The 24447-nt window shown below is 58.7% G+C and carries 26 protein-coding genes; 14 read left to right on the forward strand and 12 right to left on the reverse strand.

Features of this window, described 5'->3' with window-relative positions:
- Window positions 1-68: 68 nt before the first annotated feature.
- Window positions 69-458, forward strand: coding sequence for a DUF930 domain-containing protein (locus HGP17_RS01025; RefSeq protein WP_168805135.1), 390 nt, complete (start codon window positions 69-71; stop codon window positions 456-458).
- Window positions 459-480: 22 nt separating this feature from the next.
- Here HGP17_RS01025 and HGP17_RS01030 read toward each other — a convergent pair whose 3' ends face one another.
- Window positions 481-813: a chaperone modulator CbpM gene (locus HGP17_RS01030; protein ID WP_168805137.1), complete on the reverse strand. Its 333-nt coding sequence runs from the start codon at window positions 811-813 to the stop codon at window positions 481-483.
- A gap of 3 nt (window positions 814-816) precedes the next feature.
- Window positions 817-1728 carry a DnaJ C-terminal domain-containing protein gene (locus HGP17_RS01035; protein ID WP_168805139.1) on the reverse strand — a complete coding sequence of 304 codons (912 nt, stop codon included), beginning with the start codon at window positions 1726-1728 and terminating at the stop codon, window positions 817-819.
- Window positions 1729-1949: 221 nt separating this feature from the next.
- Here HGP17_RS01035 and HGP17_RS01040 point away from each other — a divergent pair, with 221 nt between their 5' ends.
- A complete protein-coding gene (locus HGP17_RS01040; protein ID WP_168805141.1) occupies window positions 1950-2753 on the forward strand; it encodes a polysaccharide deacetylase family protein in 804 nt (267 codons plus the stop codon).
- An 18-nt stretch (window positions 2754-2771) separates the two neighbouring features.
- On the opposite strand, the gene HGP17_RS01045 is transcribed toward HGP17_RS01040, so the two are convergent.
- The gene (locus HGP17_RS01045) at window positions 2772-3941 is read right to left on the reverse strand and encodes an AI-2E family transporter (RefSeq protein WP_246703938.1); all 1170 of its coding nucleotides are present in this window, start codon (window positions 3939-3941) and stop codon (window positions 2772-2774) included.
- Window positions 3942-4042: 101 nt separating this feature from the next.
- Complete coding sequence (locus HGP17_RS01050; RefSeq protein ID WP_168805143.1) at window positions 4043-4909, reverse strand: VOC family protein; 867 nt, start codon at window positions 4907-4909, stop codon at window positions 4043-4045.
- A 317-nt stretch (window positions 4910-5226) separates the two neighbouring features.
- On the opposite strand from HGP17_RS01050, the gene HGP17_RS01055 reads away from it, so the two are divergent.
- Window positions 5227-5895 carry a hemolysin III family protein gene (locus tag HGP17_RS01055; protein ID WP_168808022.1) on the forward strand — a complete coding sequence of 223 codons (669 nt, stop codon included), beginning with the start codon at window positions 5227-5229 and terminating at the stop codon, window positions 5893-5895.
- Here HGP17_RS01055 and HGP17_RS01060 read toward each other — a convergent pair.
- A complete protein-coding gene (locus HGP17_RS01060; protein ID WP_168805145.1) occupies window positions 5870-6385 on the reverse strand; it encodes a hypothetical protein in 516 nt (171 codons plus the stop codon). The two genes, HGP17_RS01055 and HGP17_RS01060, sit on opposite strands and share 26 nt — an antisense overlap.
- Before the next feature lie 337 nt (window positions 6386-6722).
- Between HGP17_RS01060 and HGP17_RS01065 the strand changes: the two genes are divergently transcribed.
- The 8 genes from HGP17_RS01065 (at window position 6723) to HGP17_RS01100 (ending at window position 13628) form a co-directional block, all read left to right on the forward strand.
- Window positions 6723-9098, forward strand: coding sequence for a putative monovalent cation/H+ antiporter subunit A (locus HGP17_RS01065; protein ID WP_168805147.1), 2376 nt, complete (start codon window positions 6723-6725; stop codon window positions 9096-9098).
- A complete protein-coding gene (locus HGP17_RS01070; protein ID WP_168805149.1) occupies window positions 9095-9514 on the forward strand; it encodes a Na+/H+ antiporter subunit B in 420 nt (139 codons plus the stop codon). Before HGP17_RS01065 ends, HGP17_RS01070 begins: the two co-directional genes overlap by 4 nt.
- Window positions 9514-9891 carry a Na+/H+ antiporter subunit C gene (locus HGP17_RS01075; RefSeq protein WP_168805151.1) on the forward strand — a complete coding sequence of 126 codons (378 nt, stop codon included), beginning with the start codon at window positions 9514-9516 and terminating at the stop codon, window positions 9889-9891. Before HGP17_RS01070 ends, HGP17_RS01075 begins: the two co-directional genes overlap by 1 nt.
- A gap of 4 nt (window positions 9892-9895) precedes the next feature.
- On the forward strand, window positions 9896-11464 hold the full coding sequence (locus HGP17_RS01080; protein WP_168805153.1) for a Na+/H+ antiporter subunit D: 1569 nt from the start codon (window positions 9896-9898) through the stop codon (window positions 11462-11464).
- Window positions 11461-11934, forward strand: coding sequence for a Na+/H+ antiporter subunit E (locus tag HGP17_RS01085; RefSeq protein ID WP_168805155.1), 474 nt, complete (start codon window positions 11461-11463; stop codon window positions 11932-11934). Before HGP17_RS01080 ends, HGP17_RS01085 begins: the two co-directional genes overlap by 4 nt.
- The gene (locus tag HGP17_RS01090; RefSeq protein ID WP_168805157.1) at window positions 11931-12302 is read left to right on the forward strand and encodes a cation:proton antiporter; all 372 of its coding nucleotides are present in this window, start codon (window positions 11931-11933) and stop codon (window positions 12300-12302) included. The genes HGP17_RS01085 and HGP17_RS01090 overlap by 4 nt, the downstream gene beginning before the upstream one ends.
- Entirely contained in the window at window positions 12303-12671 is a 369-nt protein-coding gene (gene mnhG / locus HGP17_RS01095) for a monovalent cation/H(+) antiporter subunit G (RefSeq protein WP_168805159.1), read from the forward strand.
- A gap of 525 nt (window positions 12672-13196) precedes the next feature.
- Window positions 13197-13628 carry a MucR family transcriptional regulator gene (locus tag HGP17_RS01100; RefSeq protein ID WP_168805161.1) on the forward strand — a complete coding sequence of 144 codons (432 nt, stop codon included), beginning with the start codon at window positions 13197-13199 and terminating at the stop codon, window positions 13626-13628.
- Between the two features lie 187 nt (window positions 13629-13815).
- Here HGP17_RS01100 and HGP17_RS01105 read toward each other — a convergent pair whose 3' ends face one another.
- Window positions 13816-14238: a SufE family protein gene (locus HGP17_RS01105; protein ID WP_168805163.1), complete on the reverse strand. Its 423-nt coding sequence runs from the start codon at window positions 14236-14238 to the stop codon at window positions 13816-13818.
- A 129-nt stretch (window positions 14239-14367) separates the two neighbouring features.
- Window positions 14368-14832: a DUF5330 domain-containing protein gene (locus tag HGP17_RS01110; RefSeq protein ID WP_168805165.1), complete on the reverse strand. Its 465-nt coding sequence runs from the start codon at window positions 14830-14832 to the stop codon at window positions 14368-14370.
- A 470-nt stretch (window positions 14833-15302) separates the two neighbouring features.
- Between HGP17_RS01110 and HGP17_RS01115 the strand changes: the two genes are divergently transcribed.
- Genes HGP17_RS01115 through HGP17_RS01125 form a run of 3 tightly spaced genes read left to right on the forward strand, consistent with a single transcriptional unit; the run spans window position 15303 to window position 18246 of the window.
- Window positions 15303-16838 carry an ATP-binding protein gene (locus HGP17_RS01115; protein ID WP_205925826.1) on the forward strand — a complete coding sequence of 512 codons (1536 nt, stop codon included), beginning with the start codon at window positions 15303-15305 and terminating at the stop codon, window positions 16836-16838.
- Complete coding sequence (locus HGP17_RS01120) at window positions 16810-17838, forward strand: peptidoglycan-binding protein (RefSeq protein ID WP_168805169.1); 1029 nt, start codon at window positions 16810-16812, stop codon at window positions 17836-17838. Before HGP17_RS01115 ends, HGP17_RS01120 begins: the two co-directional genes overlap by 29 nt.
- Before the next feature lie 48 nt (window positions 17839-17886).
- Window positions 17887-18246: a DUF1491 family protein gene (locus HGP17_RS01125; RefSeq protein ID WP_168805171.1), complete on the forward strand. Its 360-nt coding sequence runs from the start codon at window positions 17887-17889 to the stop codon at window positions 18244-18246.
- A 40-nt stretch (window positions 18247-18286) separates the two neighbouring features.
- Here the strand turns inward: HGP17_RS01125 and HGP17_RS01130 are convergent, their stop codons facing one another.
- The 5 genes from HGP17_RS01130 to HGP17_RS01150 form a co-directional block, all read right to left on the reverse strand.
- Complete coding sequence (locus tag HGP17_RS01130) at window positions 18287-19294, reverse strand: DUF2336 domain-containing protein (RefSeq protein ID WP_348648877.1); 1008 nt, start codon at window positions 19292-19294, stop codon at window positions 18287-18289.
- A gap of 448 nt (window positions 19295-19742) precedes the next feature.
- A complete protein-coding gene (locus tag HGP17_RS01135; RefSeq protein WP_168805175.1) occupies window positions 19743-19949 on the reverse strand; it encodes a hypothetical protein in 207 nt (68 codons plus the stop codon).
- A gap of 795 nt (window positions 19950-20744) precedes the next feature.
- Entirely contained in the window at window positions 20745-21293 is a 549-nt protein-coding gene (locus tag HGP17_RS01140; protein WP_168805177.1) for a DUF1254 domain-containing protein, read from the reverse strand.
- Complete coding sequence (locus HGP17_RS01145; RefSeq protein WP_168805179.1) at window positions 21286-21873, reverse strand: DUF1214 domain-containing protein; 588 nt, start codon at window positions 21871-21873, stop codon at window positions 21286-21288. The genes HGP17_RS01140 and HGP17_RS01145 overlap by 8 nt, the downstream gene beginning before the upstream one ends.
- 251 nt (window positions 21874-22124) lie before the next feature.
- Window positions 22125-24320: a transglycosylase domain-containing protein gene (locus HGP17_RS01150; RefSeq protein ID WP_168805181.1), complete on the reverse strand. Its 2196-nt coding sequence runs from the start codon at window positions 24318-24320 to the stop codon at window positions 22125-22127.
- Window positions 24321-24447: the final 127 nt, after the last annotated feature.

Genomic DNA, 24447 nt, shown 5'->3' on the forward strand with positions numbered 1-24447 from the left:
GCAGTCGAACTGCCTTCCCTGATGGTACAGACGCGCTCAATTCAGAACAATGCAAGGGACCGGTCTTTATGCTGAAACTCGTTGCCATCCTTATTCCATTGGCTTCCATCGCGACCTCCGCCTATGCCGTCGATCCGGCCATCAAGAAGCAGCTGGAGAAGCTCGACCCGTCAGAACGAATGGAGCAGGCCTGCGATGTCGAGGCCATGAAGCGGATCGGCACGGACAAGACAGGTTTCAGGCCGGACAAGGTGATCGCCTATGCGTTCGGGGATCCGGCCATGAATCCCGATTCGATGAACGCGCCGGGCGCCGTTTTCCGCAGCAAGGGTGACTGGTATCACCTCTCGTATAACTGCGTCACCGGCCCGCAGCACATCCATGTCCGGGATCTCAGCTACCAGATCGGCGACAAGGTGCCGCGCGATGCCTGGCAGAAGCATTATCTCTACGACTGAGCCGTAAAGGCTTCATGAGGCGCTAGCGTCGCTTCTGAAAGTCGACGCGATTGAGTTCCGACAGGATCAGCTCCTGCACATGCGACGGCTGCTGGCGTACGGCGTCCGTCAAATCGCGAAGAGTTGCCCTGAGGCTGTGAAGCTGGTCGACGAGGTCCATGACGACGTCGACACCCGGCTCATTAACGCCCATGGCGTTGTGGAGGTCGAGGATAAGCTGGCCGCGTGCGATATCTGCCTCGCGGAAGCTGCGGCCTTGGGCGGTCTCCTCAGGCACCAGCCAGCCTTCTGATATCCAGACTTCCAGCACGGTGGTTTCGATTTCGAGGTGCAGTCGAAACTCTCTCTCGTCCATCGCTTATTCTCCCATGGCTTTTCTGGGATCTTGTGCCTTGCCTGCCTCCCATTCGGAGACGAACCGCGTCAGTTCCGGGTCCGGCGTATCTGGCAGCACGATCTTCAGGGATACATAGGCATCGCCGTTTTCCTTGCCGCGCACAGGCGCGCCCTTGCCTTTCAGGCGCAGCACCTTGCCGGTGTTGGTGTTCGGCTGCAGCGTGACGGTGACGGCGCCGGATGGGGTTGGAACTCTTATCTTGCCGCCGAGCACCGCTTCCGTCAGCGAAATCGGCAGTTCCATCCGGATGTCGTCGCCATCGCGGGTATAAAACCGATGCGTGCCCACATGCACCGCTATCAGTGCATCGCCGTGGGCGCCGCCGCCGAACCCGGGGTCTCCCTTGCCTTTGAGGCGCAAAGTCTGGCCGTCACGCGTGCCTGGCGGTATCTGGACGTCGAGGGCCGGTCCATCAGGCAGGCTGATCTGCTTCTTCACGCCGTTGATGGCGTCGAGGAAGTCTACCTCCATCGTATAATGACGATCTTGACCCTGCATTTGCGATTGGCCTCGGGTGCGCCGTGAGAAGAAATTGGAGAAAATGTCGTCCGCATCGCCGAAATCGGCAAAACCGCCGGCGTTCTGATAGCGGCCGCGTTGGCCTTCGCCGGCGGCATAATCGCGATAATAGTTGCGTGGCGCCTGTTCCGCGCCGCTGCTGTCGATCTCGCCACGGTCGAAGCGCGCGCGTTTTTCCTCGTCGCCGACAATGCCATAGGCGGCCGAAACCTCCTTGAACCTGTCCTCAGCCGTCTTGTCGCCGGGGTTCAGGTCGGGGTGCAGCTTCTTGGCAAGCTTGCGATAGGCGCTTTGGATATCCTTCGACGGAGCGTCGCGTTTGACGCCCAGAACTTCATAGGGATCGCGGCTCATACATGTCTCTCTTCAGGCGCGCATAAAAATACTGAGATAGTACTACGGCAGCTTCATATCAATCGTAGCATGTGCGCCGCGAAGTTGGAGTGGAGGCCTTGCGCTTTGTTCGCTCGGCGCATTTGTGATGCGAATTAGGCGGGTTGCCGCCAGTTTGCCATATTTCCGGCGTGTTGCCGGAAGATGCGAGCGTTCAAGGAAAATATTTCGAAGGCTGCCCGATGAACCGTTTCTTGCTCACGTCCGCCTTTATCGTCGCTGCGGTTTCGGCCGTTCAGGCTGCGCAAACTGCACAGGCGCCACAGCAGCCTGCCGGCTGGCCGCAACTGCCGCCGAAGGCAGCCGTCAGCAACATCAAGCTGGTCGAGCCGCATCTGCATGTCGATCGGGCGGGGAAGGGCGCGCCGCGCATTGCGCTGACCTTCGACGCCTGCATGGGCAAGACCGATCCGCGCATTCTCAGCACGCTTGTGGAGCAACGTATTCCCGCGACGATCTTCGTAACAGCTCGTTGGTTGCGGACCAATCCGGATTCTCTTGCGGTCTTTCTCGCCCATCCCGATCTCTTCGAGCTGGAAAATCACGGGCAGAACCATATTCCGGCCGTCGACGTGCCTACCAAGGTCTATGGCATTGCCGCGGCCGGCTCGCCGCAGGCCGTGGCGCAGGAGGTCAAGGGCGGCGCGGACGCGATGCTGACGGCCGGTATTCCGCAGCCGCGCTGGTTCCGGGGCGCGACGGCGAAATACAGTCCGACGGCGATCATGCAGATCCGCAGCATGGGCTATCGCATTGCCGGTTATTCGGTGAACGGCGACAGCGGCTCTTTGCTGCCGGCGAAGATGGTGGAAAAGCAGTATGCCTCTGCCAAGGACGGTGACGTCATCATCTCCCACATCAACCAGCCGACCCATGCTGCCGGCGAGGGTGTCGCCGCCAGCATTCTTGCGCTGAAGGCGAAGGGTGTGCAGTTCGTTCGTCTTCAGGACATTCCTGAAAAAGGCGACGACGGTACGACCAACTGACCTGCGGCCGGGCATCGATCAGCCCGGCAATTGCGGCTGCGTCTTTTCCTCGATGAAGAGCTCGTTGATGACGGTCATCATGATCAGCGACAGCGGCAGCGCAAGCATCGCGCCGACGGCACCCCACATCCATGTCCAGAAGATGATGGCGAAGAAAACGACAAAGGGGTTGAGCTCCCACTGACGGCCCATAACGGCCGGAAAGACGAGGTTTTCGACCGCCATATGCACGGCGAAGAATACAACGGCCGGCGCAAGGCCCAAAATGATGTCCGAATGGGTGATGATACCGGCAATGGCGAGCGCGATCGTCATGGTGGTGACGCCGAGAAACGGAATGAAGCTGGAGACGAACGCGAATACGCCCCAGAGAACCGGCACGCTCATGCCGCCTACATAGGCAATGATCGTCATGGCGACGCCGATGCCGGCATAGATCAGCGATGCCGTGGCGAAATAATAACCCAGCACTTGCTCGATCGCGTTGATGATGCGGATCGCCGTCAATCTCGCAGCTCTGCTGGAGAAGGTCATGATGATTGTCTTGCGCAGGCTCACCCGGCCGGCCAGGAACAGCAGCAAGGCGGCGAAGAAGATCAGAATCTGAACGATCGCTGGCGTCAGGCTGCTTGAAACGACATGCAGGACATTGCCGCTGTTTTCCAGAAGCGTGCTGATGGACATGGGGCCGCTCTGAAGGGTCTCTGGCGAAATATGCAGCCATTTGAACCGGTCCAGATATGGCATCAGCTTATCCGAGGTCCGCTGGAAGAAATCAGGAGCTTCCAGAGCGAGCTTGGCAAGCGGGCCTGCAAGCGCGTTGATGACAAGAAAGATCGCCAATGCCACCGCTGATGACAGAAGGACGGCATTCAGGATGCGGGGCACCCCGAGCTTGGTCAATTTTTCCGCCGCCAGCCCCAGGATCATGCCGACGACCACTGCCAAAGTCACCGGAACAAGAATGAGCTGCAGCATGTAGACGCCGGTCAGCGCCAGGATCAGGAAGATCCCGATGACAGCCCAGGAGGCAGTCATATCGAGCTTGCTCCTGCCGGAATGGCTTGTCGGCAAGGAGGCGTCGGGCTCCTCGCCGTTTGGGTACGATATGCCGTGTCCGGCCCTCGAACCCATCTCGCCAATCGCTGCACTGGCCGCCAGCTTTCCAGCTACCTTGTCTAATGTCATGACCACCAACCCCCGAAGGCTTGATCGCCTCGCCACTCAAACGCGAAAAGCCCGCTGCGGTTCCGCAACGGGCTCATGGAAAACATATTCGATGATGTGGATCAGGCGACCAGATTGAGCCCGATGCCCCAGGGATCGCGCAACGATACGCCGCCATCGCGCTTTTCGGTCTTGATTTCATGCTGGTCGAGAGCGGAGATCGCCTTGTCCAGCGAAGCCTTGTCGTTGAAACGCAGGGTATAATCGGAAAGGCCCGTCATATGCTGCGAGCGCACGCCGGCACCGCGGCTGTTCCAGGTATTGGCGCCGAGATGATGGTGGTAGCCGCCGGTTGCAAGGAAGGTTGCGCCGGGATAGCGCGCCGCCATGACCTTCATGCCGAGCACGTCGCGATAGAAGGCGTTGGCTTCGGCGACATCGCCCACCTGCAGATGGATATGACCAATGGCCGAGCCGTCGGCCATGCCGTCCCAGCGGTCCTGCGGGGCGCTTTCATAAAGCTTCTGCAGGTCAAGCCGGAGCGTTGCCATCTCTACGGTGCCGTCGCTATGAAACGTCCATTCCTCATGCGGCCGATCGGCGTAGATCTCGATGCCGTTGCCTTCAGGGTCGGAAAGATAGATCGCCTCGCTGACGATGTGGTCTGAAGCGCCTTCAAGCGCGACATTGTTATGCGCGGCGTGACGCAGCCAGCGAGCAAGCTCAACCCGGCTCGGCATCAGAAAGGCGGTGTGAAACAACCCCGCTGCGGTTTGCGGCGCGCGCTCTGCGGCGCGATCGGTCGTCAGCGTCAGCAGAGGCTGACCAGAGACGCCGAGGACTTCGCCGCTCGCGGTCTTCTCGATAAGCTTGAGGCCAAGCATATCCTGATAGAAGCGGGAAACCCGGGATAGGTCGGTGACCACGAGATGCGATTGGCCGACATAGGCAGGGCGTGTCAGTGCGTAGGAAGGGGTAATTTCGGTCATGGGGTCAGTTCCAACCTCGATGGTCTTGAAAAAGGCAACCGGCTTGGATGGCACTGGAGCCATCGGTGGCGAGCGGACGTCTCTCGCCGGCTGATATGCCTCTTCGATATCCTCTGCTCGCTGTACTTGAATGACTATATGGCGGATTTCGATTGTTCACAAAAGGCTAGAAATTGCGGATTGAGCGTTCGCTTGGCGTTGACGAACTGGGCGATGCCGGTCACGAAGATTGATCAAAATGCGCGTTTGATGCGGTTGCGCCCACCTCGTCGAGGTGCAAGGATCGCGCCATGATGAGATCTGGAACGCGTGTACCGATGGCCGAATACAAGGGCATCCGCTGGGCCTACGACCGATATGAGGTCATCGCCGACAGCATAGTGAACGGCGTCGGCGTCATTCTTGCGTTGATCGGCGCGACGGTGCTGATCTTCTACGCCACGGTCTGGAGTTCGCACGGTGAAATCGCCGCCGCCTGGATCTATGGCGTTGGTCTCGTCCTGACGCTCGGGATGTCCTTCACCTATAATCTATGGCCGGTCTCGCGGACGAAGTGGTTCCTGCGTCGCTTCGATCACTCCTTCATCTATGTATTGATCGCCGCCACCTACACGCCGTTTCTCGAGCGCGGGGCGCAAGATCCGCTGCTCTTTGCAATGCTCATTGCAGTCTGGGTTTTCGCAGCTTTCGGCATCGTCTTGAAATGCCTGTTCCCGGGACGCTACGACAAAGTGGCGATCTTGCTCTATCTGGCCATGGGCTGGAGCGGCATTGTGGTGGCCAAGCCGGTTTCGACCTATATTCCCTCGGCCTCGATGATGCTCATCGTCATCGGCGGGGTGATCTATTCGCTGGGGGTCGTCTTCCATGTCTGGGAGAAGTTGCGCTTCCAGAATGCGATCTGGCATGCCTTCGTGGTTGCCGCCGCCGCCGTACATTACTCGGCGGTGCTGACCTGTTTCAGCCTGTCACCGGAAAACTTTTGATCACCTGCGCCGTCGGCGTGCATTTCCTGGTCGATCGCAGGCTGCGCGCCAGACGCATCACGATGGCGTCATAGCGCTGCATGTCCGTCTTGGAGTAATCCATCTGGAAGAACGCAGCGCCGCCATTGCAAAGCGCGACACCGCGCACATAGACGATGCGTCCTTGCTTCGTGCCGGAAAAGCTGATGCCGCGCGAGTTCGACTTGGAATAGGAAATCTTCCAGCCTTGATCCTTGGCGAGCGCAACGCGTCCATTCGCCTCTGTCGTAAAGTCGCCGTTGCCGATCGCAGTGCCGAAAACCTGCAGCACAGCCGACCGATCCGCGGGCGAAAGCGAGAGACGATCGGTATCGTTGGAAGGGTCCGAAAGATGGAACTCCGGTGGCAGCTCGATCGCATAGCCTAGGCCGGCATTGTCGTAGGACCACCAATCCGCAGCAAGTGCAGAGGTCGGGCAAAGAAGCAGTAGGGCGATCAAGCGCGCGAGCATTGCGGTTTCCGGGAGGCGGGATCTGCAAACCGGTCAAGAATAGCGCATTTTTCAGCGAAAATTCCATAGCGATTCTGGAAGTGAGTGAAAAATAGCGCAAATTCATTACATCTTCATTGCGAGCCATGCGAGATTGTCAACTCATTCGGCCCGTCCGGCGCGTTTTCGAGCCGCAGGATGCCAAATATTGGGACTCCGGATGTGCGTGGCGCCGATTTCGGTGGTTTGGTTTCGGTTTTTGCCCTGTTGTACTTGAGGCGGTTTATGCTTTCGCCTATCCCTGAAACATAGTTCCGGCTGCGTCGGATTCCGCGTGGACGTTCAACAGGGAGAAGGCATGGCCGGTGTTGAAGGCCTGACATTCCTGGCTCTATTTCTGCCTTTTTTAGGCGCGTTGATCGCGCCCGTTATCGTTCGCAGGCTTGGACACAATGCGGCGTGGCCCTTGGCGGTCCTTCCAATGCTCGCTTTTCTGCGTTTTGCCGGGTTTCTGCCTGGGATCGCTGCGGGACAGGCCATCCGGGGTGGTTTCGATTGGGTTCCGAGCCTGGGTGTCCGCTTCTCATGGCTATTGGATGGGCTGTCGCTGACCTTCGCGTTGCTGATCACCGGCATAGGCACGCTGATTGTTCTTTATGCCGGCGGTTATTTGAAGGGGCATGCGGATCTCGGGCGCTTCTTCTCCTTCATCTTTTTGTTCATGGGCTCGATGCTCGGCCTCGTGGTTGCCGACAGCTTTCTCACGCTGTTCGTTTTCTGGGAGCTGACATCGATCACCTCCTTCCTGCTGATCGGTTTCGACCATCAGCGCGAGGCCTCTCGTCGGGCGGCTCTGCAGGCTCTGGTCGTGACCGGTGGCGGAGGGCTCCTGCTGTTGGCGGGGCTGCTGCTGATCGGGCAGATCACCGGCATGGGCGCCATGTCCGATCTGCTGAAGACCGGTGATACCCTGCGATCCAGCCCGCTCTATCTCGTTGCGCTGGTTCTCGTTATCGGCGGTGCCTTCACGAAATCGGCGCAGTTTCCCGTTCACTTCTGGCTGCCGAATGCGATGGAAGCGCCAACACCCGTATCGGCCTATCTGCATTCCGCGACCATGGTGAAGGCCGGTGTCTATTTGCTGATGCGGCTCAATCCGGTGATGGGGGATACGTTTGCCTGGCACACCATCCTGACCGCTTTCGGTGCTACGACGCTTCTCGTCGGAACCTTGCTGGCGATAGCTCAGACCGATCTGAAGCTGAAGCTTGCCTATACGACGGTGTCGTCTCTCGGACTGCTGGTATTGCTGACCGGCTTCGGCACGGATTATGCGATCGAGGCGGCAATCCTCTATCTGGTGGCTCACTCCCTGTTCAAAGGCGCGCTGTTCATGGTCGCCGGTATCGTCGATCATGAGACGGGAACGCGTGACATCACGCGGCTGGGTGGCTTGCGCTCGGCTATGCCGCTTACATTTGCTGCCGCATTGATCGCCGCCATCTCCATGGGGGGCCTTCCGCCGGCCTTCGGTTTTCTTGCCAAAGAGGAAATTTACGCGTCGCTGGCGCAGGCCTCCATCGGAGCGATCCTGCTGACCGCGATCGTGGTGATCGGCAATGCTTTGATGTTCGCCATTGCTTTCGCGGTAGCGCTGAGGCCCTTCATCGGACCGAGACCCGAAACGCCGCGCCTTCCGCATGAGCCGCCGCCGCTGCTATGGCTCGGACCAGCCCTGCTGGCTCTGCTCGGCGTGGCCGCCGCGCTCTTCTCCGGCGTGTGGCATGCTTACGTTTCATCGCCGATGGCCAGCGCCGTCGGCGGCAAGGAGTTGCATGTCGCGGTCTCGCTCGTCCCGCATATCGGTTTGCCGCTGATCTTATCTGTCATCACAGTGCTGATCGGCATTCTCGTCTACTGGCGGCTCGATCGCGCCCGTTCGATGATGTCGGACATTCTAAGACGGATTGGATCAGGACCGGATCGCGGTTTCGATAGCGTTATCTCAGGTCTTGTACGGATATCGCACGGCCTTTCGCGCATCCTGCAGCCGGGTCGGCTGGAAATCTATATTGCGGTGACGTTCCTCTGCATCACCGCCATGTTGCTGCTTCCTCTCGCTATCCACGGTGAACTGCCGGCACTGCCTCGGTGGCCAAGCCTGCAATGGCACGAGGCGGCCATCTTCCTGATCGCCATCATCGGTCTGGCGGCCGTCATTCTCGCGGATAACAGGCTGACGGCGATCGTATCGCTCGGCATTCAGGGTTTTGCGGTCGCCGTCATCTTTCTTTTGTTCGGCGCCCCCGATCTCTCCTTTACCCAGTTCATGGTCGAGACCCTCTCCGTCGTGATCCTGGCCCTGGTGATGACGCGCCTGCGACTGTCGCCCTCCGATCGGCGGCCGCCGCTGAAAATGGTAGCGCATGCCGCACTGGCTATCGCCTGTGGTCTCGGCTTCGCTCTCCTTCTGTTGAAGGCAACCCAGGCTCCTTTCGACCTCACGCTGACGGCCTTTTTCAACCAATATTCGAAGCTGATCGCGCATGGCGACAACGTGGTGAATGTCATCATCGTCGATTTTCGCGGCACAGACACGCTTGGCGAAATCGCCGTTGTTGCGATGACCGGCCTCGCCATTCTGGCGCTGATCCGCATCCGGGCGGGTGGCGAGCGCAAACTTGCCGCCAACGATCCCGATCTTGAGGAAACGATGGAAGGGGACCGCCGATGAACACGTTGATCTTCCGCACGGCCGCGCCTTTTCTGACGGCTCTCATGTTGCTTTTTTCCGTGTTTGTCCTGCTGCGCGGCCATAATGAGCCAGGCGGCGGCTTCATAGGCGGCCTGGTCGCGGCCTCGGCGCTCGCGATCTACGGCATTGCCTGCGGTGTGACGGCGGTTCGAAGGGCCATCGTCTTCCATCCGCTGGCGATTGCGGGTTTCGGTCTGCTGGCATCCACCGTTGCCGGGTTCATGTCGGTTTTCGCCGGGGTGCCGTTCATGACGGGGCTCTGGGTCTATCCCCATCTGTTCGGCGTCGAGGTTGCGCTGTCCACCGTGATGCTTTTCGATATCGGTGTCTATCTGGTCGTCGTGGGCGCCATCACCTCGATCGCGCTGGCGCTCGAAGAAAGGGAGGTGGATTGATGGAAGCCGTATTTGCCGTCCTTGTCGGCCTTTTCTTTGCCGCCGCGATCTACCTGATGCTCTCGAAATTCTCGATCCGCATCATGCTTGGTATCGCGATCCTCGGGAACGCCGTCAACCTCTTGCTTTTCACCGCCGGTCGTATAACCCGCGAAGTCCCGCCCATCATTCCAAAGGGTGCGACCGCGCTCGATCTGTCCGCCGCAAACCCGCTGCCGCAAGCGCTCATCCTGACAGCGATCGTCATCTCGTTTTCGTTTCTCGCCTTTCTGTTGGTTTTGACCTATCGGGCCTATCAGGACCTCAAGACGGACAACACCGGCGAGATGCGCGTGGCCGAACCGGACGAGCGGCCGCTGCCGCCTTTGGGATACTGACCTTATGGCCGGGCCAACCGAAACCTCCGTCGATCTGTCCGCTGCACTGGTGTCGGCACCGGTGTCGTTTGGACACTGGCTGGTTATCCTGCCGGTGGCACTATGCATCGGTCTGGGTGCCATATTGCTGATGCTGCGCAATCGTACGGAATGGCAGGCCTGGATCGCCATTCCCGGTCTCGTTCTGCTTGTGCTGGTCGACGTGGCTCTGCTTTGCAAGGTTTTGCGCGAAGGAGCGGTGACGATGGTCATGGGCCGCTGGCTGCCGCCCTTTGGCATTGCTTTCAGTGTCGATCTTCTCGGTGCGGCCATGGCGTTGACGGCTGCAATCGCCGCATTGGCTGCCGGCATCTATGCGCTTGGGGAGATCGGCATCAGCGGCCGCCGCTATGGCTTTTTTCCGTTCCTGATGCTGCTTCTTGCCGGCGTCAGCGGCGCTTTCCTCACGGGTGACGTCTTCAACCTCTACGTCTGGTTCGAGGTGCTGCTGATTTCGTCCTTCGGCCTGCTCGTCCTTGGCTCGGAACGAGAGCAGATCGACGGCGCACTGAAATATGCCGTGCTTAATCTCATCGCCACCACGCTCTTTCTTGTCTGCGTCGGCTATCTCTATGCCATCTTCGGCACGCTCAACATGGCCGATATCGCCGTCAAGGCGAGAGCCGCGGATAGCACGGCGCCGTTGGCGACACTCGCCGGCCTGTTCCTGCTGGCATTCGGGATGAAGGCCGCGGCCTTCCCCGTCAATTTTTGGCTGCCGGCCTCGTACCACACGCCCCGCATCACAGTTTCGGCGCTGTTCGCCGGCCTGCTGACGAAGGTGGGGATCTATGCGCTCATCCGCGTTCTGGTCATGTTGCTCCCTGTGGAGCGAGCCGATCTCGGTTGGCTGATCGGCGTCATCGCGATAGCCACTATGCTTGCCGGCGTGTTGGGTGCGCTCGGGTCGAACGACATCCGCCGTCTGCTGGGCTATATCGTCATCTCCGGTATCGGTACGATGCTGGCGGGCGTCGCGCTCGGGAATGTCGCAGGTCTTGGCGGCGCCATCTTTTACGCGCTGCACTCGATGGTGTTGATGACCGCGCTGTATTTGGCAGCGGGACAGATTGCCCGGCTTGGTGGCAGCTTTTCGCTCGGCACGCTCGGTGGCCTTTATCGCCACAGCGGCTGGTTCGCCGGCCTTTCCCTGGTGCTGTTTTTCGCCATCAGCGGTCTGCCGCCATTCTCCGGCTTCTGGCCCAAGGTCGTGTTGGTCAAGGCCGCGCTCGCCAGCGGAGCGGGATGGCTTGCCGGCGCGATCCTGCTCACAGGCTTTCTGACCACCATTGCATTCGGACGCGTTTTTCTTTTGGCCTTTTGGCGACCAGCTGCGGAGGGTGCCACTATCGATCCCGAGCCGATCCGATGGCAGGCGGCTTTCCCGTTGCTGACGCTCACCGCATTGGTTGTCGTCTTCGGCCTCTTCCCCGAAAGACTTCTTCAACTCACTCAGCTTGCCGCAGTCGGCCTGGAACAACCCTCGGCCTATATCCATTCCGTCTTCCCGCTGCAGGCAGGAGCGGCGCAATGATCCTCTTTGTCTTCAACCTGATGCTTGCCATCGTCTGGGTCGCCATCACGGGCAGCGCATCCTTTATCAATCTGGTTTTCGGCTTCGTTCTTGCCGCAATCGCGCTCGCCATCGTCCGATCCTCTTATGGCGGCGTGCTTTATCTCGGCCGAGTTCGTCGCATCGTTGCTTTGTTGACGCTGTTTCTATCCGAGCTCGTCAAATCGGCATGGGCCGTCTCGGTCGCCGTCATGAGTCCGAAAATGGACGTGAAACCCGGCATCTTTGCTTTCCCCTTGGCGGTGGATCGCGATTTCGAAATCGCTCTCCTCGCCAATCTGATTACCCTGACCCCCGGTACTCTGTCGGTCGATGTCTCCGACGACCGCAAGACGCTATATGTGCATGCGCTCGATTGCTCGGATCCGGATGCGATCCGGCACAGCATCGCTAATGGCTTCGAGCGCCGGATCATGGAGGCCTTTCGATGATGGCCGCCTCTGTCGTTTCGGCTGCAGCCCTGGTCGCACTCGGCATTCTCAGCCTTGCTTTTCTGCTGACCGTTTATCGCGTCGTGGCCGGGCCGACTTTGCCGGATCGCATCCTGGCGCTCGACATGCTGGTTGCGATCGTGATCGGTTTCATCGCGGTCATCGCCATCAAGACTGGCTTCACGCTCTATATCGATATTGCTATTTCGCTCGGGCTCGTCGGATTCCTGGCCACCGTCGCCTTTGCGCGCTTCGTTCTGGCACAGGCCGAGCCTGATCCGATGCAACAATCTCCAGGCGATGAAAGAAACGAATCATCGCAAAAGAAGAGTCGCAAGAATAACAAACGAGCGAAGGGAGGGCGGTAGATGGATTTGCTTTGGGCAATCGTCGTGGCTTTCATCCTTCTGGCGGGGGCTCTGTTCTCGCTCATCGCCGCCATCGGGGTCGTGCGTTTGCCGGATCTCTATAGCCGCATGCATGCCGCCTCGAAGGCAGGAACCGTCGGCTCCGGTCTTTTGCTACTAGCGGTCGGTATTCATTCGCAGGACATGTCGATATTGGCGAGAGCCTTGGCCGGCTTTGTTTTTTTCGTGCTGACGGCGCCGATCGCAGCGCATCTCCTGGCGCGCGCATCCCACAAGGCCGGACACCATCTGACCGAGCCGTCCGTACGGGATGAATTGCGGTTGCAGGAGCAGATCGCGAAACGCGAGTATCGGAAAAGGCGTCAATAAACGCAAAGATTGTCGAAGAAGCAATAGTGGTTCGTCTCTTTAGTTATCTATTTTTTAGTAGATGAATTTTTTGCAAAGAAATGTTTGGATTAAAAACTGGACATTTGGGTAAAGAGTGCTAATTCAGATTCAAGTAGAGTTCTGATGTTGAGTTAGTCTCAGCCGGGTTTAAGCTCTCAATGCTTTTAACTTTCTTGGGGAAAAGCTGAGAAAAACTTTCCTGCGGTTAACGATTGGAGATCATTTTGATGGTCGCTAATCCTGACATCAGACAGTAAGAGGGCGGCTTTCGTTGCGCGAAGTCTAGGGGTGGATTTCGCGCGATAAGAAATATGGCGTTATGCACCGTTCTTTTGCTGGTCGCTGCTACGAATGCGGGCAATACGCTTTTGCGGCTTGCCCGGCGTTACGGGACTTGGGGATCAACCGATTTCTAGGCTGTGCGCGGATCTTTCAGCAACGTTGTGCCTGACGCGCTCTCTTGAGGCGCGGCGCAGCAAGCAAGCCGATGAACAGGAGAACGAAATGTCAGATACGGCCCTTGGCAATGGGCAGGAATTACTGGTTGAACTGACGGCCGATATCGTCGCGGCCTATGTCAGCAACCATGTCGTACCGGTCAGCGACCTTCCGAATTTGATTTCCGACGTACATTCCGCCTTGAGCAACACCTCTGTTCCGGCCCCTGCCGTTACCGTGGTTGAAAAGCAGAAGCCGGCCGTATCCGTCCGTAAGTCGGTCCAGGATGACCAGATCACTTGCTTGGAATGCGGTGGCAGCTTCAAGTCTCTGAAGCGCCATCTGATGACCCACCATGGTCTCTCGCCCGAAGAATATCGCGAGAAGTGGGATCTGGCTGCCGATTATCCGATGGTTGCGCCGGCTTATGCAGAAGCGCGCTCCAGGCTCGCGAAGGAAATGGGCCTCGGCCAGCGCCGCAAGCGTGGCGGCCGCTGAGAGCTTCAAGAAATTCTCAAATAAAAAACCCGGCTCTCGAGCCGGGTTTTGTTTTTTAATCTATAGAAATATTTCGAGAATTCTGCGCAGTTAGCCAATTGAAGCTATCATAGGGGAAGAAGGGGAGAATTTATACATCTCTCCACATGCACCTGACGCGGTTGGCAGCAAGGCTTCTTCGACTTCCTCAAGCGGCAGCTCGTATGCTGGCTTCCTCACGGATGCGTTTGACCATCGAGCGCAATCCATTGGCGCGCTGCGATGAAAGATGCTCGACCAGTCCGATCTTGCCGAAGATGTCGATTGCGTCGAGCGTGGCGATTTCGAAGGCTGGCTTGCCGGAATAGGTGGCAAGCACGATCGCCACCAGCCCGCGCACGATATGAGCGTCTGAATCACCTTCGAATGTCAGTATCGGATTGTCCGGGTCACCGGAGACATGCGTGACGAGCCAGACCTGGCTTGCGCAGCCCTGCACCTTGTTTTCCAAAGTCCGCTTGTCCTCGGGCAGATCGGGGAGCGCCTTGCCAAGTTCGATCACATAACGATAGCGATCCTCCCATTCGTCCAGAAAGGAAAAGTCGTCGATGATCTTTTCAAGCGCAGTCATTGTATCCGTCCAGATTATCCATTGTCTCTGGATATAGGCGAAAGCCTGACGGATTTGAACCCGCAACAAAAAAGAACGCCGCAGAGCAGGTTTGCTCGCGGCGTAAGTGGAGGGCAAGTTCGATCAGTGTCAGGTCCGCGGGCGCGGCATCGGCAGAGGTATGAAAGACGGCAGCTTCACGGTTCCGGTGACGACCGCGTCGGCCGTTTCCGTATTCATGATGCGTTTCGCCGGCATCGGCTGTGTTGTCGCTGCGATCTGCTCGCCGGAGGCGTGCAGGGTCGCGGTGGCGACGGAGGCGTTGGAAGCCTGATCCTTGAAGTGATGGCCGAGCATGTCATAGGCAACCCGTGCACCATCGCTGACCTGATATCCAAGGGCGGTCAGTGTTTCCCCGCCTTTCGTGCAGACTTCCGGCTTCTCGCTGCACATGGCGCCGACATATTGAACGACGCCTGAGGCTGCGGAGATGGCGTCGGACACTTGAACCGCGGGTTCGCCTGCCGGACGGGGATTGCCGTCGGGCTTTGCAAATATCGGCAGGAACATGAGAACCAGTGAGAACCAGAACCCCGCTCTAATAAGAAACCACATTTCCTTGCCCATCCTCTCTGACGTTCGGCTCGTTTGCCGATTCGGACTGACCCGTCCGATGTGGCTTGAAACCTATCCGGCAGAGGACAACATCGCTTTTCAAAACTTCGCGGCATTTTCGGCAAATTTGATTCAAATTTTATCTTTCCGAATTCGCCGCGGATTTAGCTCAAATTGTAGCGATTGCTGTTAAGCATGTCTCGTCCGATCCTGTTGATATGCAGGGCTTTGCGAGGTTTCATCTTTCTACAAAAGTTAACGCGCGGCGGAAATCTAAATAAAATCCGTTGCTTACCCGCTGTTAACCACAAAAAACAAAGGTGCCGCTTTCTGCGCCAAAACGGGATTTTGCCGCCTTTTCGGCCGAGCGGCGGGTTCTCTCTTTATTCTTTCCTTAAGTCGCGAAGGCCTATTGTGCAGTCCAATAAGTGACCGTTTTGACGGGTTGTAGTGTGCGCGTATTGAGTGACATGGCTGTCGGGGCTGGAGCCTTCGTAGACCGGGTGGGCGGAAGCTGGCTCTCCCGGACGAGCGGGAATGGCGAAGTCCGCACGCAAGAATTGGCGATCCTGCGCCGGCTGGCGCTTGCCTCTTCCGTGGCGCTTTTTGCAGTTCCTGCGGCTCTTTCTTTGATTACCAGTCCGGCAGTGGCTTTGCCCGCCGGTGTCGCCACCGTCTGCGCCGGCTTCCTGTTTTCCGCCGTGGGCAGCATTGCGCTATCGCGCCAGAAACCCGTTCCCCAATCCGCCGGAGCTGTGATCGTCGAACATCGCGATCTGATGCTCGAGGCTGCGTTCGGTCTTGTCCTGCTGCTGGACCCGCAGGGAAGTGTGACGACGGTCGGCGGTCGTGATCGGGCCGAGTTTCTGAGCTGGATGCGCAATCCGCTCGGCCGCGGCTTTATCGAGCAGATCCACGTCTCGGACCGCATCGTATTCCTGCAGGCGATCGACGTGCTGCGCCAGGGTAGGGATGCATTCAGCGTCGATCTGCGTCTCGAGCGTTCGGCCGTGATCGGCGGCGATGAGCAATTCGTCCATGTACGCATGGAATTGACCGCCCGCCGCGACGGCGAAGAGCGTCTGACATCGATCATCAGCCAACTGCGGGACATATCGCGAGATCAGCAGCTCCGCGAGGATGCGGCGCGCAAGACCGCGGAAGCGGAATCGGCGAATGATGCCAAGTCGCGTTTCCTTGCGGCCGTCAGCCACGAGTTGCGGACGCCGCTCAACGCGATCCTGGGCTTCTCCGATATTCTCAGCGGCGAGTATTTTGGCAAACTCGAAAACAATCGTCAGCGCGAATATGTCGGCCTGATCCGTCAGTCCGGTGCTCATCTCTTGTCGGTTGTGAACACCATGCTCGATATGAGCAAGATTGAGTCGGGCCGTTATGAGCTGCTGCTCGAATCCTTCTCGATCGAAGAGTCCATCGCTACATGCGAAGCCATGCTGGCGCTGCAGGCCAGGGAAAAGGGGCTCACCCTTTCGAGCAGGGTTCAGCGCGGTCTGGCCGATATCGTGGCCGACCAGCGCGCCATCCAGCAGATCCTGATCAATCTCGTCGGCAATGCCATCAAGTTCACCGATGCGGGCGGCGCGGTAACCGTCGATGCGACTTTGGCGGATGGCATGCTGAAGCTCTCGGTCGGTGATACCGGCATCGGCATTGCAAGTGATAGGCTGGCCTCGCTGGGGCAGCCTTTCGTGCAGATCCAGAACGACTATACCCGCCGCTACGCTGGTACAGGCCTCGGCCTGTCATTGGTCAAGGGACTTGTGGCCTTGCATGGCGGCAACTTCTCCATAGCCAGCGCCCCGGGCGAGGGCACGGTGATTACAATTCTTATTCCGTTCGACGGTGCGGGCGTCGCGGCTGTGCAACAGCCTGTGGATGCCAATCGCCCGGTCGATTTTCCGCCACGCCTGAAACATACCGTCGAGATGAATGAAGGGCGAAACGAGGAAGGGATGAATGGCCCCGCAAAAGCGAAAATCGCCTAAGGGAAGAGGCAGAGGCAAGCGCAAGCAAGCCGGGCTCGCTTCCCGCGGAGTGGTTGCCCTGGGCAGTCTCAGCCTGCGCGGGGGCACTGCGCTCGGCGGTTTTGGTCTTCGCGGAGCTGGCGCTTTTGCGGGCTTGCTCGGCGGCGCGGTCGGCCGTCACCCGGCGATTGCCGGCGGCATTGCTCTGTTCCTGGGGGTTTTCGGCTTCGTGACCGCCAATGCGCTTTGGTATCAGCCGGGCGCGCATCCGTCGCCGCTTCTGCGCACCCGCGATCCTGGAGCTCCCTACCAGATTCCCGGACGCCGGTCGTTTCTGCATGCACAGCAGGCGGATGCCGGGAACGTCACCACGTTCCGCATCGAGCGGCAGGATTCGATCACCAGTTCCGCGCCGACCTCCAGCGGGCAGGCGGCAGCGCCATCGGCGGCCCAGCCTGCTGCAACGCCATCGAAGCTGGTTGCCGATGTCCAGGCAGAGCTCATTCGCCATGGCTTGTACGATGGCGCAGCGGATGGTGTGCCAGGTTCGCGCACGTCGGCTGCCATTCTTTTCTTCCAGGAAGCCTCCGGTCTGCCGCAGACCGGCGCGCCGACGCCGGAACTGCTGGCCGCTCTCAAGGCTAGCAATGCCGCGAGTGCCGCGCCTGCTGCCAAAACAACCGCTTCTGTGGTTCCATCGCAGCGCCCCATCAACGTCTCGGCCACGGCCGATGCCATCGACCCCGTGGCTGCAGCCATTCAGAACGCCGAAAAGACCATGAAAACGGGTGCCGTGGCGCCCAGGCCCGTGGCAGGCGATGCTGTGAACAAGGTCAATCTGGTCATGCAGATCCAGAAGGGTCTCAGCAATATCGCCTACAGCAATGTCAGCATTGACGGTGTCGCCGGGGAACAGACGAAAGCTGCCATCCGCCGGTTCCAGAAGCATTATCGCCTGCCTGAAACGGGCGAACCGAATATGGTCGTCCTGAAAAAGCTGCAGGATATCGGCGCGCTTTAATCCCTTGCTTTAATTGCCTCACGCACGCGTCGCCGCTATAGCTCGGCGATGAGATTGCGCAGCGACATCTTCGTATCCGCCATAACCCGCCGCCTGTTCGCGCGGGGTGACTTTGCGGCTGTCGAGCGCAAAGGCCAAGAGCAGGCGGGCGCTATCTTCATCCGGCAGCGGTTCCGCGATGGGTTTGAAACGCTCTATGCGCCGGCGCCGCAAAGTTTCTTCGATGAGGAGCAAGGCGGCAATCGTCTGTTCGAAGTGCGCATCGATCGCAAGGAACCGTCCGAAGTCCGTGAAGCGCTCGACCGGGAGATCAAGTTCGACCCCGATTTGTGGATTATCGAACTTGAGACGGATGATATCGGCGATATCGTCCCTTTGGCTGAGGTACGGCCAAACCCCTTGGGTTAAAGCGCGTCGCGCCCTCTGGCGCGAGATGCGCTTGCTGCCGTCATCGCCGGCTTGCCACCCTCAATTCGCGGATCGAGCCGGACTTTGTGCCGAACATCGGTGTTGCGGGACGCGGCGCAATATTGTCCTGAGGAAGATAGGTGTAGCTGTCGGCGCGGCGCCATGCTTCGACGCGGGCCTGGCTTTCTTCCGCATCGATGTCATCGAGCACCAGCCATGCCCGGCTGACACTGCCGTGCTTTTCTGTCAGATGCGGATAGAACCGCTCCAGCGAATAGACGGCATCGGCAATACCCATGCCGAGGCTGACGAGGGTCACGGCGAGCTGCTGGCCGGACGTGTCGAGCATGATGCGCTCGGTCAGCCAATGGCTTGAGGAAAGCGCATCGGCAAGCGCGGTCGCAAACTGCCGTGCATCCCGCTCCCGTGCGAAACGAACGAGGAGGGCTTCCTGCATCTCGCTAAGGCTTCGCAAACCCAGACGGTCGCTATCGTCACGGCTCAGATGGCGCGCGGCCTGCTTGATCTGCAGGCGCAACGCCTCTTCACGCGCCAGCCGCTCGACTTCCACTCCATCGGTTGTCGTGATGGCAGCGCCCGCAACCGCTTCCGGTGTCGCTGTGCTACGCTCCGGCTCAGCGCGGTGCAAGTCGACAAGCGCATCGATGACCCTGGGTGAAAGGGCCGATCTGCTGACGATCGCTTTTGCATGGGCTGCCCCTTGCGTGCGAGCGATGGTGATGAGCGTATCGTCGTCGATTGCCTGCGAGCTTGTCAGAAACGGAGCGGCGATGGCGATCGGCTGGCAGCCGATGAACAGCGCCACCGCCTGCGGAACAGTCTCGCATTGCGACAGTGCTGCCACGGCTTGACGTTTTGCCTCGTCCGAGGACGCCTGGAAAACCGGTGTGAAAAGTTCGGCAAACTGGCGAAGTTCCGATTTGGACGGGTGGCCCATGCCTTCGAAACTTGTGATCGTCGCCATTAGAACCACGTCCTTCTTGCGGACTGTTGCAGGCTCTTCGAGGTCTCGATACCGGTCACGCACGCCAACACCCATACTGATACGCAGAACAAAAACAGAGGGAGCCAAATCGTTGACAGTTGGCTGTGTCGCATCTTCCCCCGGTCGCGCCGGATGGCCCTCATCCCTATGAGAGCATCTTCAGCAGCGATCGTCGAAACAGGTATGGACACGGCCGTCCTTGTCTGGCTTTGAGACAAGACTAAGGCTGGCACGGTTAATGGTTCGTGAAAACTTTATTAAAATCCAAATAAAAATTGCGCGTTAAGCTTGCGCGTGTGCCGAGCGCGAATTTTTACCCGATCCACTGTGGTTCAAGGGGGAGGGCCGCATGTGGGGTACTTTCGCGCTAGGCGCGTCCCCAGTGAATTGCAACCAATAGCAGCATTCGGTCGCGTGCAGATTTTAAACACTTCGAACCGGCCTGAATGGCGCATCCGCAGGCGATATTAACGAAGAAGAACGGTGGCTGTTACTGGTCTCTGCCATCGCGCAAAGCGGCGAGCAGCTTTTCGGAAGTGTTGTGACCGGATTTGAAAAGACCGAGCGCTGCCGTTGCCGCAAATTGCGCCTCGGTGCTTCCGATATCGATTCGCTTCTCCAAGCACCATTCATCCAGCGCATCACGCAGGACCATGACGTCCTCGGGAGAGAAGACGGCATTACCCGTCGCAAACATGGGTGACCCTCAATTTTCTGCTTTGAACATACGTTAATTTTTTGTGAGCGCAAATAATATCTGCGTGACGTTTTTCTGCAACGCGCCTTTATTCCGCCCATTTGCCCGCGTCGCGAAGCATTCACCTAAGAATATGAAATTGCTGGCTTTCGAAGCGAGGACTTCTCCGGCGATTTTTCCCGGAGCAGGTGAAACTAAAGCCGCGCTCGCAGCGTTACTATTGCATAACCGCTCATGCCGAGGATGAGGTGCGACAAAATTAGTATTCTGTTAACTGCGATATGTCTGAATTCCGGTGAAAGCAGTGATTGGCAGAGTCTAGTGAATGCGAATTGAAGTGCGTGGTTGCCGGTGTCGGCTCCTCGCCACGGTGTCCCGGAAATACCGTGAGAAGGCGTGAATGCTTCCCGTCGAAAGCCAAGGGAAACGGCTCGAAGGGAGGAAACGCTAGCCCGTTATAGCAGCGGGCAGGGTGAAATTAGTCGCAAGTTCATCCGTCTCGAGACAAAAATGGAGACGAGAATGGCAAAGATAATATCTCTTTCGGATTGGCGATCACGCCATCCGCCGCGCGCCCAAAAAGAGCCGACGGAAGCACAGATACTTTTGTACACGGGAGTGCGTTACGAGCATCTCGATACGACCAGCCACCGCCCTGGTACCGGATCCAAGCGGGCCAAAGGCAAGTAAATTTTCCTTGAGAGTGCGGCCATGGAGCATGCCCGGTCTTTGATGCGCGCCATGGTGCTGATATCAAACCGCGGCTTTCAAGCGGCGCAAGCTCGCCGATTGAACTTAATCCTCACCAAATTCATCGCAGCCTGCTTGCGACAGGAAATCGCGCGCCGCATCGTCGAAGCTCGATTGCGGGGCCATCGTATGCAGCACTGCATATCCTTGCGCATGAGCAGCCTCCACCAGAATTGATTGAGCAAGCGCCGGCGGCAAGGCCTTGCGTATTCCGGTGAGCTGAACCGGGGAGGCAAGCAACAGATCGAGAGCGCCACCCACCGATGTGCGATCGCTCATACTGAAAACCTCGTTCGACGCGGCATCATAGACGGCAAGCGACCAGAACGGCACCTTTCCCTTCGCCGTCAGGTGTACCGGCTTGTCCTCTATGTCGAATGCGCAGACGGCCGTGCGGATATAGGGATCCGTATTGGAAAGCCCTGCCTCGTCGTCCTTGTCGTCGAGCATATAGAAATGGTTTTCATCGCCCTCGTCCAGCACGCGCGTATAGGCATCGCGGTCGGAAAAGTGCGGCAGGGAGAGAATGATGATGATATGCAGCAGCGCCGCGCCGAACAGGCCTGTCAGAAGGGTAAAGACGAACCTAAACATTGCCGCACCCGATCTTCTCGAGTTTCGGCATGGTGAGATCGATCAGGCCGGAACTGCTGGCTGCCGGCGAGTCCAGCAGCGTCCATACCAGCCGGAAATTGCCGGTCGCAGGCAGCGCAAGCCAATTGTCGGCCCGCGCGCTCGATGAAACCGTGATGCTGAAGGTCGAATCCGGATTGCGCAGAACGATCCAGGAGTTGATCGTCGACGGACGTCCGGGAGGTGCGGCAAGCGGCTCACCATCATTGCCTGCAATGAAAAGCGTCCAGAGACGCGCGGGCGGTGTCTGGCCGCTGATGCGATAGCTGCAACCTGCCGTCAGCCTGGCGCCGGAATCGTCGTTGGACGCGGTAAACACCAGGCCCTCAGCAGTCCCGTAAAGCAAGCGGCCGGCGCGGGCGCGATGCGACTTGGCATAAGGGTCGGCATCCGCAGTCTGCATTTCCGGAAAAGCTTGCCAGGCGCCAAGCTTGATCGCGCCGAAACCCGACGTCGCATTCAATGCGAAAAGCGTGAACATGATCCCGCCGCCAAAGGCGATCAGCAGCGAAAGCGCAACAAGAAGGGGGACTCGGAACAACCTGACGTCCTCGTGACAAATCAATCTCGATTTATTTCTGATTCTGCCGATAGGCGAAAGGGCACGGCGCATTTCGGCACAACAGCGCGGATCATTGGCACCGAAAAAGTGCAATGGGCAATACCGGAAGCGACGGCGTCAGACAGATGATAGGACGTCTGGCCGTTTCGAAATCCGGCAACTCATGCGGCAGATTGCCAGGGAAGCTAACGACGGTGATCGAGCCATACGGTTCGCATAGCCACGCCGCTCTATTCCGCCGTCGCGACCTTCTGCGTTTCGAGCGGTATTGCCGCCTTCAGCCTCTCGCCAATGTCGCGAAGAACCTTCGTCGACTCCACCGAGAGCGAGCGTGGCCGCACGAGCGGAGGCAGGCCGCCATTAGCGGCATCGGCGGGTTTCTTGGCAGCCACCGTCTGCGGCTTCTGCACTGGGAACGGATTGCTGATGCCGGGGATGGGCTTCAGCACGATCCCCTGATGGGCATAATCCATGATTTTCTTGAAGGTCATCGCCGGCAGTGTCCCGCCCGTCATATTGTTCGTCGACGTGTAATCATCATTGCCGAACCAGACGGCACAGGTGTAGTTGCCGGTAAAGCCGATGAACCAGGCGTCGCGATAGGCCTGCGTGGTGCCGGTCTTGCCACCGACCACGATGCCGTTGTCGAGCGCGGCCTTGCGGCCGGTGCCGATGACCGGAACCTGGGTCAGCATCTGGTTCATATAAGAGGTTGCCTTTTCGCTCAGCACACGCTTAGCAGGGGCCTCGTCGCGGTTGAAGTCATATAGAACCTTGCCGTCATAACCGCTGATCTGGTCGATGCCGTGGCGTCGCGATTGCATGCCGTCGGCCGGGAAAACGGAATAGGCCGTCGCCTGGTCGAGAACGGTCACTTCCGAAGTTCCGATCGGAATGGTTTTGTCGTTGCGGATCGGTGTCTCGACACCCATCGCCTTGGCCATGTCGCGGATAGGCTGAATGCCGAACTTTTCCTTGGCGAGACGCACGGGGATGGTATTGATCGACTGCGCGATCGCCTGCGTCAGCGTGACCTTGCCTTCATAGCGGTTTTCGTAATTGTGCGGGCTCCAGTTGCCCCAGGAGATCGGCGCATCGACGATGGTGGAGGTCGGCGTCATGCCGTTCTCCATCGCCACCGAATAGGTGTAGATCTTGAAGGACGAACCGGGCTGGCGAAGCGCCTTGGTAGCGCGGTTGAACTGGCTTTCGCCATAATCGCTGCCGCCGACCATGGCGCGCACGGCGCCGCCGTTCTCGATCATGACGCTCGCGCCCTGCTTGGCATGATAGCGCTCACCGAATTCCATCAGGCTGGATTGGACCGAATCTTCAGCGGCTTTCTGCAGCCCCATATCGATGGTGGTGCGCACGATCAGCGAGCGCTCCGGAAAGCGGATGGCAAGCCGCTGCACTTCATCGAAGGCCCAATCAAGGAAGTAGTCGGGAGATTCGATCTGGGCACGGTCGACGACCGAAGCCGGGTTGCGCCTTGCGGCAATGACCTGCCCCTCAGTCATCAGTCCGCTCTGGACGAGATTGGAGAGCACATCGTTGGCGCGGGCGCGTGCTGCGGGCAGGTTGACGTGCGGCGCATATTTCGCCGGCGCCTTGAAGAGACCGGCAAGCATCGCCGCTTCCGCCAGATTGACGTCGGTGATGCTCTTGCCGAAATAGAACTGCGCTGCCGCCGCTGCCCCGAAGGTGCCGCCGCCCATATAGGTGCGGTCGAGATAGAGGCTCAATATCTCTTTCTTGGAGAGATTGGCCTCGAGCCAGATCGCCAGAAAGGCTTCCTTGATCTTTCGGTCGATGGAGCGCTCGTTGCTGAGGAAAACGTTCTTGGCGAGCTGCTGGGTCAGCGTCGAACCACCCTGAACGACGCCCCCGGCCTGCGCATTGACTGTGACCGCCCGGAAAAGGCCGATGACATCGATACCGAAATGGTCGAAGAAGCGACGGTCCTCCGTCGCAAGCACAGCCTTGATGAAATAATCCGGCAACTGGTCCACCGGCACGGAATTCTCGTGAATGATGCCGCGGTGGCCGATGACATTGCCGTAGCGATCCAGAAACGTCACGGCGAAGTTGCCGCGATTGCGCCAATCACCCTGTGTTGCCTCGAAAGCCGGCATGGCAAGCATCAGCATCACGACGGAGCCGGCGGTGCCCAGCGTCAAACCTTCTCCCAGCAGTTCGAAAACGATACGCTTCCAGCCGCGCACGCGAAAGCGACGGAAGAAGATGGTGATTTCTTCCCATGCCTCCGCCAGACGAAAACCGGCATTCCATATCGTGGAATCGATCCATGAATCGATGCGCAGGAAGAAATGGCGCTTCCGGCGCCTTGGCTTGCCGGCCCCATGATCCTGTTGCTTATCAGGCCCTGTATTCGGCCCGTTTTCTGGATTGGATGGGTCTTCCACGCTCTACTTCCCGACCACATTAACTGTCGCGCGTCTCCTTGTGACACACGCAAAGCCCATTATCTCATAGAACGACCGATTGAATAATTGGTTGATTTAGAGAAAAGAACAAGAGACATGCATGCCG

It is taken from the genome of Rhizobium sp. P38BS-XIX, from assembly GCF_012641435.1.
In the GTDB taxonomy this organism is placed as follows: Bacteria; Pseudomonadota; Alphaproteobacteria; order Rhizobiales; family Rhizobiaceae; genus Rhizobium.

Coding starts and splice junctions, on each gene's coding strand:
- HGP17_RS01070 (WP_168805149.1), top strand. CDS start 9,095: ATGAACACGTTGATCTTCCGCACGGCCGCGCCTTTTCTGACGGCTCTC.
- HGP17_RS01125 (WP_168805171.1), top strand. CDS start 17,887: ATGAGATTGCGCAGCGACATCTTCGTATCCGCCATAACCCGCCGCCTG.
- HGP17_RS01135 (WP_168805175.1), bottom strand. CDS start 19,949: ATGTTTGCGACGGGTAATGCCGTCTTCTCTCCCGAGGACGTCATGGTC.
- HGP17_RS01080 (WP_168805153.1), top strand. CDS start 9,896: ATGGCCGGGCCAACCGAAACCTCCGTCGATCTGTCCGCTGCACTGGTG.
- mnhG (WP_168805159.1), top strand. CDS start 12,303: ATGGATTTGCTTTGGGCAATCGTCGTGGCTTTCATCCTTCTGGCGGGG.
- HGP17_RS01100 (WP_168805161.1), top strand. CDS start 13,197: ATGTCAGATACGGCCCTTGGCAATGGGCAGGAATTACTGGTTGAACTG.
- HGP17_RS01090 (WP_168805157.1), top strand. CDS start 11,931: ATGATGGCCGCCTCTGTCGTTTCGGCTGCAGCCCTGGTCGCACTCGGC.
- HGP17_RS01115 (WP_205925826.1), top strand. CDS start 15,303: ATGGCTGTCGGGGCTGGAGCCTTCGTAGACCGGGTGGGCGGAAGCTGG.
- HGP17_RS01055 (WP_168808022.1), top strand. CDS start 5,227: ATGGCCGAATACAAGGGCATCCGCTGGGCCTACGACCGATATGAGGTC.
- HGP17_RS01045 (WP_246703938.1), bottom strand. CDS start 3,941: ATGACATTAGACAAGGTAGCTGGAAAGCTGGCGGCCAGTGCAGCGATT.
- HGP17_RS01085 (WP_168805155.1), top strand. CDS start 11,461: ATGATCCTCTTTGTCTTCAACCTGATGCTTGCCATCGTCTGGGTCGCC.
- HGP17_RS01050 (WP_168805143.1), bottom strand. CDS start 4,909: ATGACCGAAATTACCCCTTCCTACGCACTGACACGCCCTGCCTATGTC.
- HGP17_RS01105 (WP_168805163.1), bottom strand. CDS start 14,238: ATGACTGCGCTTGAAAAGATCATCGACGACTTTTCCTTTCTGGACGAA.
- HGP17_RS01075 (WP_168805151.1), top strand. CDS start 9,514: ATGGAAGCCGTATTTGCCGTCCTTGTCGGCCTTTTCTTTGCCGCCGCG.
- HGP17_RS01065 (WP_168805147.1), top strand. CDS start 6,723: ATGGCCGGTGTTGAAGGCCTGACATTCCTGGCTCTATTTCTGCCTTTT.
- HGP17_RS01035 (WP_168805139.1), bottom strand. CDS start 1,728: ATGAGCCGCGATCCCTATGAAGTTCTGGGCGTCAAACGCGACGCTCCG.
- HGP17_RS01025 (WP_168805135.1), top strand. CDS start 69: ATGCTGAAACTCGTTGCCATCCTTATTCCATTGGCTTCCATCGCGACC.
- HGP17_RS01060 (WP_168805145.1), bottom strand. CDS start 6,385: ATGCTCGCGCGCTTGATCGCCCTACTGCTTCTTTGCCCGACCTCTGCA.
- HGP17_RS01140 (WP_168805177.1), bottom strand. CDS start 21,293: ATGTTTAGGTTCGTCTTTACCCTTCTGACAGGCCTGTTCGGCGCGGCG.
- HGP17_RS01110 (WP_168805165.1), bottom strand. CDS start 14,832: ATGTGGTTTCTTATTAGAGCGGGGTTCTGGTTCTCACTGGTTCTCATG.
- HGP17_RS01040 (WP_168805141.1), top strand. CDS start 1,950: ATGAACCGTTTCTTGCTCACGTCCGCCTTTATCGTCGCTGCGGTTTCG.
- HGP17_RS01120 (WP_168805169.1), top strand. CDS start 16,810: ATGGCCCCGCAAAAGCGAAAATCGCCTAAGGGAAGAGGCAGAGGCAAG.
- HGP17_RS01030 (WP_168805137.1), bottom strand. CDS start 813: ATGGACGAGAGAGAGTTTCGACTGCACCTCGAAATCGAAACCACCGTG.